This window comes from Actinomadura xylanilytica (assembly GCF_030283145.1).
Classification (GTDB): domain Bacteria; phylum Actinomycetota; class Actinomycetes; order Streptosporangiales; family Streptosporangiaceae; genus Spirillospora; species Spirillospora xylanilytica.
Map to the genome: position 1 here is coordinate 2,197,704 of NZ_JASNWE010000001.1, position 11,462 is coordinate 2,209,165.

Annotated in this window: 13 protein-coding genes and 1 pseudogene; 3 read left to right on the forward strand and 11 right to left on the reverse strand. The window is 71.4% G+C overall.

Annotated elements, in window-relative coordinates; all coding sequences use genetic code 11:
* Positions 1 to 53 precede the first annotated feature (53 nt).
* From QP090_RS10240 to QP090_RS10265, 6 genes are all read right to left on the reverse strand, one after another.
* A complete protein-coding gene (locus tag QP090_RS10240) occupies positions 54 to 215 on the reverse strand; it encodes a hypothetical protein (RefSeq protein WP_285938353.1) in 162 nt (53 codons plus the stop codon).
* Between the two features lie 139 nt (positions 216 to 354).
* The gene (locus QP090_RS10245) at positions 355 to 534 is read right to left on the reverse strand and encodes a LysE family transporter (RefSeq protein ID WP_285938354.1); all 180 of its coding nucleotides are present in this window, start codon (positions 532 to 534) and stop codon (positions 355 to 357) included.
* Positions 535 to 553: 19 nt separating this feature from the next.
* On the reverse strand, positions 554 to 1,600 hold the full coding sequence (locus tag QP090_RS10250; RefSeq protein WP_285938355.1) for a CU044_5270 family protein: 1,047 nt from the start codon (positions 1,598 to 1,600) through the stop codon (positions 554 to 556).
* Positions 1,593 to 2,192 (reverse strand): RNA polymerase sigma factor, encoded by a 600-nt coding sequence (locus QP090_RS10255; RefSeq protein ID WP_285938356.1) that lies wholly within the window; start codon positions 2,190 to 2,192, stop codon positions 1,593 to 1,595. The genes QP090_RS10250 and QP090_RS10255 overlap by 8 nt, the downstream gene beginning before the upstream one ends.
* A gap of 105 nt (positions 2,193 to 2,297) precedes the next feature.
* The gene (locus QP090_RS10260) at positions 2,298 to 3,119 is read right to left on the reverse strand and encodes a phosphoenolpyruvate hydrolase family protein (RefSeq protein WP_285938358.1); all 822 of its coding nucleotides are present in this window, start codon (positions 3,117 to 3,119) and stop codon (positions 2,298 to 2,300) included.
* Positions 3,116 to 4,318, reverse strand: coding sequence for a Tm-1-like ATP-binding domain-containing protein (locus tag QP090_RS10265; protein ID WP_285938359.1), 1,203 nt, complete (start codon positions 4,316 to 4,318; stop codon positions 3,116 to 3,118). Before QP090_RS10265 ends, QP090_RS10260 begins: the two co-directional genes overlap by 4 nt.
* 188 nt (positions 4,319 to 4,506) lie before the next feature.
* Here QP090_RS10265 and QP090_RS10270 point away from each other — a divergent pair, with 188 nt between their 5' ends.
* Complete coding sequence (locus QP090_RS10270; protein ID WP_285938360.1) at positions 4,507 to 5,310, forward strand: SAM-dependent methyltransferase; 804 nt, start codon at positions 4,507 to 4,509, stop codon at positions 5,308 to 5,310.
* Between the two features lie 47 nt (positions 5,311 to 5,357).
* On the opposite strand, the gene QP090_RS10275 is transcribed toward QP090_RS10270, so the two are convergent.
* The 5 genes and pseudogenes from QP090_RS10275 to QP090_RS10295 form a co-directional block, all read right to left on the reverse strand.
* Complete coding sequence (locus tag QP090_RS10275) at positions 5,358 to 6,578, reverse strand: epoxide hydrolase family protein (protein WP_285938361.1); 1,221 nt, start codon at positions 6,576 to 6,578, stop codon at positions 5,358 to 5,360.
* 34 nt (positions 6,579 to 6,612) lie between these two features.
* Positions 6,613 to 7,059 carry a MarR family winged helix-turn-helix transcriptional regulator gene (locus tag QP090_RS10280; RefSeq protein ID WP_285938362.1) on the reverse strand — a complete coding sequence of 149 codons (447 nt, stop codon included), beginning with the start codon at positions 7,057 to 7,059 and terminating at the stop codon, positions 6,613 to 6,615.
* Positions 7,060 to 7,093: 34 nt separating this feature from the next.
* Positions 7,094 to 7,516: an ATP-binding protein gene (locus QP090_RS10285; RefSeq protein ID WP_285938363.1), complete on the reverse strand. Its 423-nt coding sequence runs from the start codon at positions 7,514 to 7,516 to the stop codon at positions 7,094 to 7,096.
* Positions 7,517 to 7,607: 91 nt separating this feature from the next.
* Complete coding sequence (locus tag QP090_RS10290) at positions 7,608 to 8,756, reverse strand: helix-turn-helix domain-containing protein (protein WP_285938364.1); 1,149 nt, start codon at positions 8,754 to 8,756, stop codon at positions 7,608 to 7,610.
* Between the two features lie 54 nt (positions 8,757 to 8,810).
* A pseudogene (locus QP090_RS10295) lies at positions 8,811 to 9,074 on the reverse strand (DUF6461 domain-containing protein); the annotation flags it as partial.
* A 328-nt stretch (positions 9,075 to 9,402) separates the two neighbouring features.
* Between QP090_RS10295 and hisS the strand changes: the two are divergent.
* Together hisS and QP090_RS10305 are read left to right on the forward strand one after the other, a co-directional pair.
* Positions 9,403 to 10,719 carry a histidine--tRNA ligase gene (hisS, locus tag QP090_RS10300; protein ID WP_285938365.1) on the forward strand — a complete coding sequence of 439 codons (1,317 nt, stop codon included), beginning with the start codon at positions 9,403 to 9,405 and terminating at the stop codon, positions 10,717 to 10,719.
* Between the two features lie 32 nt (positions 10,720 to 10,751).
* Positions 10,752 to 11,363 (forward strand): hypothetical protein, encoded by a 612-nt coding sequence (locus tag QP090_RS10305; protein ID WP_285938366.1) that lies wholly within the window; start codon positions 10,752 to 10,754, stop codon positions 11,361 to 11,363.
* Positions 11,364 to 11,462 lie beyond the last annotated feature (99 nt).

An 11,462-nucleotide genomic window follows, 5' to 3' on the forward strand; every position in this document is an offset into this window, starting at 1 on the left:
GCACCCGAACACCAGGACACCGCGACGGCGGTCCGGGCGGTCAGTCCGGGCGGTCAGTCCGGGCGGTGGAGGCCGATCGCGGCGGCCCGGTAGTCGCTCGGGCTGACCCCGTACGCCGCGCGGAAGGCCCGGCTGAACGCGGCGAACGGTCCGCGCGAAGCCGCGACGGCGGCCCGGCCGGACGGGTCGGGCCCGGGGACGAGTCGGCGTCGCACGTCTCGTCCCCCGGGCCCGCTTCCGCCTGGACACGCCGCCTCGCCCGCCACAGGGCCGACCCGCCCAGCCACGCGAGGTAGGCGGCGCCGCTGATCCGCACCGCGTCGTAGGCGGCGTGCGAGGCGGTCAGCGGCGCCGTCAGCCCGACCGCCGTCGCCAGCCCCAGGCCAGGCACCCGGTGATGATGCCGAGCGCGGCGGCGAGCCCGCCGCGCCGTCCGTCGGAGACGGAGGTCCTCAGCACCAGCAGGGTGTCCAGCCCCGGCGTCACGTTGATGAGCATCGCGACACCGGCGAAGGCGACGACGGCAGTGATCATGCCCCGGAGGATAGGCCGGTCAGACCGGAGGGGCCTGGTCGGCGAGCGAGACGCGTAGCTGCGCCGTCGCGCCCGTGACGGTCCCGACCGGCATCTTGGCCTTCCCGGCGTTGATGACGACGCTTCGCGTGCCGAGGAAGTCGTAGGTCTTCGGGTCGAAGACGTACTCCTCCCGCTCGGCGCCGATGGGGTCGACCATCGACGCGGCGACGCCCTTGCGGCCCGCCGCGTCCGCGGCCTTGCCGGTGGTGGTGACGCCGTGGATCGCCGACGCCGCCTTGAACAGCGCGGCCCGCTGCGCCGCCGGCAGGTACACCTCCCCGAGCAGCTCGCCGACCCGTCCCCAGGCGTCCCAGTCGGCGCGGGCGTCGTGGCCGAGGCCGGTGTAGAGGTGCTCGTACATCTTCGCCGGGTCGGTGGGGAGTCGGCTCACGGCCTGGTAGCCGGTGCGCCCGCCGGTGCCGTCGGTGTCCGCGAGCTTCTCCGGGCCCCTCCGGCCGACCTCCTTCAGCGCGTGCGGCGGGATCGCCTCGCCGGGGATCGCCTTCGGCGCCAGCCTCTCGGCCTCGATGAAGCCGCGGGTGGAGTCGCCGTCCAGGGGGAGCCAGACCTTGCGCTTCTCCCTGGTCAGGTACGCCCAGTGCCGTCCGGCGTCGTTGTCCTCGGACAGGTTGGTGCTCTGCGACTCGTAGACCAGGAACTGGCCGGGCTTGGGGTGCAGCTCCTTCTGCCCGCGGACGCTGTCGGCCGCGCGGTTGAGGAGCTGCACCGACGCCACGGGCATCAGGTGGGGCGTCGTCGTGCCCGACCCGCCGTGCGGCGACGGGTCGCCGGTGACGACCACCGCCCCGGCGACCAGCGCCCCGGCGGCCAGTCCCGCCCCCAGGCCGAAGCCGAGAGTGCGGCGACGCGCGCGGGGCCGGGGCCGCGCGCGGCTCGTGCCGGGGGCGGACGCGTCGGCGGCGCCGATGGCGGCCATCAGCCGCCCCTCCTCGGCGCGGAGGTCGGCCGCGGCCGGACGCGGGATCTCGGCACGGAGCCGTTCCAGCTCGGACATCTCATTCATGGACGGGTTCCTCGCTCACGATGGCCATCGGGTTGATCCCGCCGAGTTCCGCGCGGAGTTTCTTTCGAGCCCGGTTAACGCGCGACCGGACGGTGCCGACGCGCACGCCGAGCGCCTGGGCGACCTCCGGATAGCTGAGGCCGCCCCACACCACCAGCAGCAGCGCGTCGCGATGCCCCTTGGGCAGCGCGGCGAGCGCGCCGGCCAGGTTCCGGCGGGTCGCCTCGGCGCTGATCCGCTCGTCGCTGCGGTCGGTGAACGGCGCCGTCACCGGGTCGGTGCCGGTGCGCTCCAGGAGCCGCCACTGCTGGACCTCGGTCCGGACGTGCCGGCGCATCAGGTTGGTCGCGATGCCGTACAGCCAGGGCCGCGCGTTCGGGCGGGCCAGGTCGTAGCGGTCCCGCTGCCGGAACGCGGCCATGAAGGTCTCCGCCACCACGTCCTCGGCGGCGTCGCCGCCCAGCCTGCGGACGGCGTACCGCTTGATGTCGGGGGCATGCCGGCGGAAGACCTCGGCGAACGCCTCCGGCTCGCGCCGGGACCGTTCGATGCACGAGGCGTCGTCGGCCTCCGCCAGGCTCGTATCGCTCATTCTCTGGCCTCTCGGCTTCGGATCAGGTCATCCGCTGTTGCCGAGTGGGCCGCCCGCGGTTCCCTCCCCGCCGACGAAATTTTCCGGACGGGCCTCGCGCGAGGGTCAGACCTCCAGGTTCTTGAAGGCGCTGACCTGGGCGGTGATGGCCTGTTCGGTGGGGAGGCGCTCGATCGAGGACGCGCCGAAGAATCCCACCACGCCCTGCGTGCGGGACAGGACGTACGCGGCGTCGTCCGGTTCGGCGATGGGCCCGCCGTGGCACAGGACGAGGATGTCGGGACGCACGGACGCGGCGGCGTCGCGCATCGCCTGGACGCGGGTGACGGCCTCGTCCAGGGTGAGCGCGGTGCCGGCGCCGATGCTGCCCTTGGTGGTCAGGCCGACGTGCGGGACGAGCACGTCGGCGCCGGCCTCGGCCATCGCGCGGGCCTGGTCCTCGTCGAAGACGTACGGGGCGGTGACCAGGTCGCGTTCGCGGGCGAGGCGGACCATCTCGACCTCCAGGGCGAAGCCCATGCCGGTCTCTTCGAGGTTCTGCCGGAACACCCCGTCGTACAGGCCGACGGTGGGGAAGTTCTGCACCCCGGCGAAGCCCATGGCCTTGAGTTGGTCGAGGAAGCGCGGCATGACCCGGAACGGGTCGGTGCCGCAGACCCCGGCGAGGACGGGCGTGTCGCGCACGACGGGCAGGACCTCGGCGGCCATGTCGACGACGATCTGGTTGGCGTCCCCGTACGGCAGCAGCCCGGCCAGGGAGCCCCGGCCCGCCATCCGGTAGCGGCCGGAGTTGTAGATGATGATCATGTCGACGCCGCCGGCCTCGGCGCACTTGGCCGACAGGCCGGTGCCTGCACCCGCGCCGATCACCGGCCGGTGCTCGGCGACCGAGCGGCGCAGCCGGTCCAGGACGGTCGAGCGGTTCATGCGGAGCCCCCTGTGATCATCTGGTGCAGCCGGTCGGCCATGGCGCGGCCGAACTCCGGGTCGTTCACGTGCAGGTCGAGCCGTTCGGCGGCCGGCATCGCGGCGAACGCCGCCGCGTCGGCCTCGGGGTCGTGGAACGGCAGGCCGGGCGCGTCCAGCGCCGACACCCCGCGCAGCGGGACCAGCAGCGCCGCGGGCCCGGTCGCGGCGGCCACCTTCGCGGCGACCCGGCGGCCGAGCTCGGCCATCTCGTCCGGCGTCGTCCGCATCAGGGTGACCGTGGGATTGTGCTCGTAGAACAGGCGGCCCGCGAAGCGCTCCGGGACGGTGTCGCGCGGGCCGAAGTTGACCATGTCGAGCGCGCCCGGCGCGACCACCTGCGGGACGCCGTGCCGTCCCGCGGCGGTCAGCCGGTCGGGTCCGGCCGACAGGACGCCGCCGACCAGGTCGTCGGCGAGCTCGGTGGTGGTCAGGTCGAGGACGCCCGCGAGCAGGCCGCTGCCGACCAGGCTCTCCAGCGCCCGGCCGCCCGAGCCGGTCGAGTGGAACACCAGCACCTCGTAGCCGAGCTCCTCCAGGCGTTCGCGGGCGGCGTCGACGCCGGGGGTGGTGACGCCGAACATCGAGGCGGCGACGAGGGGGCGGTCGCCCTCGGCGGCGGGCTCGGTCGCGTACGCCTGCGCCATCCCGGCCGCCGCGGCGGCGGCGTTGCCGAGGATGAGCCGGGACACCCGGTTGACGCCCGCGATGTCGACCACGCTGTAGGTCAGGGTCACGTCCTTGGCCCCGATGTAGGGCGACACGTCGCCGGACGCCATCGTCGAGACGATCAGCTTGGGCAGCCCGACCGGCAGGTCGCGGACGGCCCGCGCCGCGATCGACGACCCGCCGCTGCCGCCGACCGCGAGGACGGCGTCCACCCTGCCCTCGCCCAGCAGCTCGCTCAGGACGGCGGCGGCGCCCTCGCCCATCGCGGTGACGGCGGCCCCGCGGTCGCCCGCCGAGCGGAGCGTCTCGACGTCGGAGCCGCCGGCCCGCGCGACGCGTTCGGCGGTGACGTCGGCGATCGTCCCGGACGGCGGCCAGACGCCCGTGTCGACGAGGATCACGTCCGCCCCGAGCGCGCCCAGCCGGTCGCGGAGCCACGCGTACTCGTGCCCCTTGGTGTCGAGCGTCCCGATCAGCACGACCGTCGCCATCTCACTCCTCACCCGTCATCCGCCCGTTTCCGGTCATATGCCCGCTGAGCAGGCATCTCACCTCATGATCTCACCGCCGGGCGCGCCGCCCCCGCCCGGTCGGCCGGGGCGGGCGGCGGGGCATCGACCGGGCCGACTCGGGGAATGGCATCCCACGGGGATCACTCACGAGGAAGGCCGGCCCGCTCATGGCTGACGAATCGCCCAAGCGCTCGCCCTTGATCGACACGTCCGTGCCGCATTCCGCGCGCATCTGGAACTACTGGCTCGGCGGCAAGGACAACTACCCCGTCGACCGGGAGGCCGGTGATCAATATCTTCGGGTGTATCCCGGAATCGTGAACATCGCCCGCAACGGGCGGCAGTTCCTCCGCCGCTCGGTGCGGTACCTGGCCGGCGAGGCGGGCGTCCGGCAGTTCCTCGACTGCGGGACGGGCCTGCCCACCGCCGACAACACCCACGAGGTCGCGCAGCGGGTGGCGCCCGACTCGCACATCGTCTACGTCGACCACGACCCGCTGGTGCTCGAGCAGGCGAAGGACCTGCTGACCAGCACGCCCGAGGGCGCCACCAGCTATATCCAGGCCGACCTGAACGACCCCGCCGAGATCCTCGGGCTCGCGAGCGGCGGGCTCGACCTCGACCGGCCGGTCGCGCTGCTGTTCATGGGGGTCCTCGGGCACGTCGACCGGTACGAGGACGCCCTGTCGATCGTCCGGACGCTGATGGCGGGACTCGCGCCGGGCAGCTACCTGGCGCTGTACGACAGCACCGACGCCGACGCCGCGCTCAACCAGGCGCAGCAGGAGTACGACGACACCGGCGCGGTCCCGTACCGGCTGCGCAAGCCCGAGCAGATCAAGGCGTACTTCGACGGGCTGGACGTGGCCGAGCCCGGCGTGGTGGCCTGCGAGGACTGGCGCCCGGAGACACAGACCCCGGGCGGCTCGCCGCGGACGTCCACCCTCTGCGGGGTCGGCCGCAAACCGTAGGCCGGCGCCCGGCGCCGGGACGTCCGGCACCGGGCCCGCGGCGCCGTTCAGCGCCGGCCGCGGAACGTCCGGCGCAGGTCGTCCACCCAGCCGTCGGGGACCTCCCAGGGGATGAAGTGGCCGCCCGCGTCGTGGGCGGTGAGGTTGACGTGGTTGTACCAGCCGGACCGGTCGCCGGACACCCAGCTCTCGACCCGCTGCCCGGTGGTGACGCCGGGCGGGTTCTCGTAACCGACGAAAGTGATGCCCGTCGGGGCCTCGATGACCGGCCACCGGTCGTGGGAGGGCGTCCAGGGATAGCGGTTGGCGTTGGCGTAGTAGCGGATCGAGGTGCCGATGGTGTTGTTCACCCAGAAGATCATGGCGTGGGTGAGGAGGTCGTCCTTCGAGAAGACCGTCTCGATGTCGCCGTGATTATCGCTCCAGTTGACCCAGCGCTCCAGGATCCAGGCGAGCATGCCGACCGGCGAGTCGGTGAGCCCGTAGGAGAGGGTGCTGGGGTCGATGACATGGGCGGCCAGGTGGACGGCGAAGCGCCGCTCCAGGGCGACGACCTGCTGGTGCACGGGCTCGGGCAGCCCCTCGGGCAGCGGCCGTCCGCCGCTGAAGTCCCAGGCCCGGTCACCGTTGAAGAAGTCGAGCTTCAGGCCGGAGCCGATGTGGACGGCGTGCACCTCGCCCGCGTACTTGTGGCCGAGCTGGCCGGTGACCAGCGCGCCGACGTCGCATCCTCCGGCGGCGTACTTGGCGTGGCCGAGGGTGTCGGTCATCAGCGTGTGCCAGAGGTCGGCGACCTTCCAGAAGTTCATGTCGGGGTGGTCGCGCAGCGGGGCGGAGAAGCCGAAGCCCGGCAGCGAGGGGACGATGACGTCGAACGCGTCGGCCGGGTCGCCGCCGAACGCGGCGGGGTCGGCGAGCGGGTCGATGACCTTCGACCAGTGCCAGAACGTCCACGGCCATCCGTGGGTGAGGATGAGCGGCGTGGGGTTCGGGCCGACGCCGGGCTTGCGCATGAAGTGCACCGGAACGCCGTCGACGCTCACCCGGTAGTGCTCGTAGGCGTTGATCGCGGCTTCGGCCTTGCGCCAGTCGTACTCGTCGAGCCAGTACTCGGCGAGTTCCTGGAGGTAAACGCGAGCGACGCCGTAGTGCCAGTCGTCGTTGCCCACGTCGTCGGGCCATCTCGTGAGCCGCAGCCGCGCCTTGAGGTCGTCCAGGACGGTGTCGGGGACGTGAATGGGCGTCGGTTCCAGCGGAAAACGCGTCATGGGAGTCCTTTCAAAACGGGAGAACGGCGGCGGCTCAGCGCTCGACGTCCATGAGCGCGGCCATCCGCGCCAGCGCGGGCAGGGCGGCGCCGATGGCGTGCCGTTCCTCAAGGGTCAGGGCCTCGGCCAGCTCGGAGAACTGGCGCACGCGGTCCTGGTGCCGGGTCTGGATGATTCGTGCACCGGCCGGGGTCACCTGGACGAGCACCGCGCGCCCGTCGGCGGGGTCGGGCCGGCGCTCCACCAGCCCGTCGCGCTCCAGCCGGCTGACGAGCTGGGTGATCGCGGGCTGGGTGATCTGCTCGGTCGTCTTCAGCGCGGTCAGCCGCATCGGCCCCTTGTGGACCAGCGTGTGCAGGACCGACAGCGTGGTGAAGGTGTGCTTCTCGGTCGCGGGGAGCCGGATCGAGCCCCGGGTGAACTTCCCGAGCACCACGGCGAGGTCGCCGACGTCGAGGCCCTGTTCGTCCTGTGCTGGCATGCCGGTCAATATATCAGCAGCTTATTTAAACTGCTTATATAATCTCGTCCCGTGCGACCGGCTCCAGCTCCGCGAAGACGACCTTCCCGCGCCCGTCGAGCGGCCGGGTCCCCCAGCGGGACACCAGCGCCTCCAGCAGTTGCAGGCCCCGTCCGCCCTCCGCGCCGAGGTCGGGCGGACGCACCACGGGCCGGAGGTCGGAGCAGTCCCACGCCTCCACGACGACACACCCGTCCTCGCGCCGGAACACCCGCACGACGACCGGGTCGCCGCACCGCGAACCGTGCTGGATCGCGTTGGTCGCGAGTTCGCTGGCGACCGTCCGGGCGACATGGTCGTCGAGCCCCCAGGCCCCGAACACCATCCCGACGAAGTCGCGCACCTGCTTCACCGCCTCCGGACGAGCCTTGATCACCAACGTGGCGGGGGCGACTTCATACTCCTTGCCGAGGCTCATGCGCCATGACCATAAGAGCCCGCCGAAGCGATGTCATTGGCACTAACAATGGACCCCGACCGCAACTACCCCGGACAGTTGTCCGCCCAGATCAGTACTCCAGATGAATGAAATCGGCCAATTCTCGCATGTCGGAAGTGAGGGTCCGGCGCTTGGCCACGATCTGCCCGAGGATGTCGCGCGCCATCGGCTGCTTGTCGATCCACTCGGGACTGGTGACCCGGACCTCCTTCAAGATCTCGAAGGAGTCGGCGTACCGATGGAGTCTCATATTGGCCTTGGCCACGTCCAGGCGGTGGCGATTCCGGCTGGACGCCCGAGCCCGGAAGCCGCTCCTGGGAATCTTCGCCGCGAGTTCCAGCACCCGATCGGGCCTGTCCTCGATCATGTAGTTCTCGGCCCGCCGCGTGGCCACCGCGACCGGGCCGAATTCGCGCAGGGGGTCGGAAGGCGGCGCCCACTCGATCCTCAACGCCACCGCCGCCGCCTGGGCGAACCTGAGCGCGTCCGCCGACTCGCCCGGCTCGTTGTTCCGGGACGCTGCGGTGGAGACGCGCAGGAGCAGCCCGCCCCACGTGGCCAGTTCCTCCGGCGTGGCACGGGAGACGCGCGGCTCGACCTCGTCCGCCCAGCGTACGGCCAGGTCGAGCGTCCCGGCCAGGTCGCCCTGCCGCATCAGGAGCCAGCAGCGGGTGTTGATGATCGCCGCCTCCTCGAATCGTCCGGGCGCGTCGTCGAGGGCCCTGCGCAGCGCGATCTCGGCCGCGGCGAACTGCCGGGCCATGATCAGCAGGTGCGCGGCGAGATGCACCCCGCGCGAGCGGAGCTGCCGCTCTCCGTCCCCCAGGGCCAGCACGTCCCGCAACAGCGCCGGGAGCAACTCTCCGAGCTCGTCGAATCTGTTGTCGGTGAACAGGACCTCGGCCGCTTCCACCGCGCCGGCCACCCCCGCCGCGGTCGGCATCTCGTCCGGCCGACCGTTCAGCCCGAGAAGGGCGTCCCTGATCGATTCCCATTCACCGGAGGTGATCTCCCCGGGCTCCGGCCTGATGATCAGATCGGACGTCGACACCTGAAGACTCTTCGCCAGCTTGCGGAGGGTCTCCAGCCGCGTGTCCTCCCGTTCGCCCTGCTCGAGTTTCCTGATCAGAGACAGCGAGACCCCGGAGTGAAAGGCAAGATCCTTCTGGGTGAGCCCACGACGTTTCCTCACACTCTGAAGACGCTCGGCAAGGTTCATGCCTTCAGTCTGCCTCGCGATCGTGAAAGGCGGCCATCGATCTCCTCGAGGGCGTCACCGTCTACTGGTTCTCGCCGATCCCTCTGACAGCCGGGCCAGGCTGTCGGAGTCGATGCACAGGCCGGCATCGGGCTCGAAGGCGACCCCCCAGCCGTCGGCCGCGAAGACGCCGACGACGGCGTCTTCGTCCCACTCGTGCATCCAGTGCTCGTACAGGTCGGTGGCACCAGTGATGCAGGGCGGATCGGCCGGACGGGCATCCAGCCTCTCCAGTAGACGTTCGGGGGTCAGGCCGCGGACCATCGTCACGGCGTAGCCCTGGTGGGTATCGCGAGGCGGCGTTCGTGACCGCGCTGACGGTCATGCTGCATGGGCACAAGCTCACGGTCGAGAGGCTCGGTGAGCGGCTCGTGCGCGTGACGGCGGGGCCGGGGTGTCGCAGGGCGGGGCGTCCTAGAAGCTCGTCCGCGCGCAGGCCGCGCGGGCGCGGGTCCTGTGGCCAAGGGCAAGCACGGTCCCAGGACCCATCCAGACGCCGAGCGGGAGGTGCGCCCCTTTCGCTCCCGCCCGGTCTGGACTCCCCATGCGAGGGGGACCGCTCCATTACGTTGGGAGCCTTCCAACGGGCTTTCCAGAAGGGTTCTCCATGGCATCGCAGCAGTTCGATCCGCCGTCGGGTACGCGGGACTTCGTCGCGGCCGACCTGCGTCAGCGTGAGCGGGTCTTCCACGCGGCGAGGACGGTGTTCGAGCGGTACGGGTTCGAGCCGTTGCAGACCCCGGCGTTCGAGCGCCTGGAGACCCTGACGGGCAAGTACGGCGACGAGGGCGACAAGCTGATCTTCAAGATCCTCAAGCGGGGGGTGCACGAGGGGTCGGGCGAGGCGGACATGGCGCTTCGCTATGACCAGACGGTTCCGCTGGCGCGGGTGGTCGCCGCCCACGGCAGTCGGCTCCCCACCCCCTACAAGCGCTATGTGATCGGCCCGGTGTGGCGGGCCGACCGGCCCGGCAAGGGCCGCTTCCGCGAGTTCACCCAGTGCGACATCGACGTGGTGGGGTCGTCCTCGCCGCTGGTGGAGGCCGAAGTGGTGTGCGCGGGCGCTGACGCGCTGGATGCGATGGGCGTGCGGGACTTCGCGATCCTGGTCAACAGCCGCAAGGCGCTGACCGGGCTCATGCAGGTGCACGGCGTCGCGGCCGATCGCGCGGCGGGCGCGCTGATCACGCTTGACAAGCTGGACAAGCTTCCGCCGGCAGAGGTGAGTGCCGAGCTGGTGGAGGCGCGCGGCCTGGACCGGGCGACCGCCGAGAACCTGGTGAACGACGTCACCGCCGACGACGCCGTACAGCGGATGCAGGCGGTACTCAAGGACGACCCGGACGGCGCCGAAGGACTCGCCGAGATCGACCGGCTGCTGGAGCTGGCCGGGCCGCACGTGGGTGAGGACCGCCTCAAGTTCGCGCCGAACCTGGTCCGCGGTTTGGACTACTACACGGGGGCGATCTGGGAAGTGGTCGCGCCGGGCCTGCCGGGGTCGATCGCCTCAGGCGGCCGGTACGACCACCTGATCAAGGCGATGGGCGGTCCGGACGTGCCCGCATGCGGGTTCTCCATAGGCGTCGAGCGGATCATCGGCGCGCTGGGCGCGGTCGACGAGGCGGCGGACCGCATCGACGTTGCGGTCACGGTGATGAGCGAGGCGTTTGTCGCCGACGCGTTCGGGTTCGCGCAGGCGCTCCGGGGCGCAGGCCACACGGTAGAGATCTTCCTTGGCACGACTCGCAAGCTGGGCAAGCAGCTCAAGTGGGCGGCCGACCGCCGCGCCCGCTACGCGCTGCTCCAGGGCGACAGCGAGCACGCCGAAGGCGCGGTGACGATCCGGGATCTGGAGACCGGCGACCAGGAGCGTGTTTCGGTCGGCGGCCTCGTGACGGCCCTGGATCACAAGCTCAGGATGTAGGTACCCGACCCGATCCACCATCGGAGGTAGACATGGGTGTGCAGGGAGATCGCATCCTCACCGCCGTCGCTGACAAGGGGTTCCCCGACCCCTGGAACGCGTTCGGCGAGCACCTGTCGTGGGAGGCCGCATACGCCGTCCAGCTCAAGACGGCCATCGATGCGGCCCGCAAGGAGCCCGGCGGCCCCGACGCTGAGGAGGCGCTGACGCTGTTCGACCGCAAGGCGGCCAACCTGGACGCGGCCGGGACGCTGCTGGCCACTGTCACCGCCGAGTATGACGCCTCGGGTATGTGGGCGGTGCTGGATGAGCGCGCCTCCCGTCTGGACGTGGCCGATGTGTCCGAGCGCTGGGCGCAGGGACTCGTGCACCACCCGTTCCCCATCGCGCTCCGGTCCCTGGAATTCAACTGGGGCTATATGCAGGAGCACGGCGTCCGGGCCTTCTACGAGATGACCACCCGCTACGTCGCCGACCTGGCCGAGAACACCGCGCGATGGCGGGCGGCGTTCGAGGCCGAGCGCGCCACAGGCGTCATCGACCGCATCACCACCGTGGAAGCCGACCTCGCCAGCGAGGAAGCCCCGATGCACTGCGACATATGCAAGAAGACCATCACGGCGCTGCTGTATCTGGACGGCTGAGCCGACCACAGCAGGCCGACCAGACCGGGGCCGGGAACGCCCGGCCCCGACCGGTTCAGGCGGCCCGACTGCTCTCGGCTTGCGGTAGGTGCACCAGCA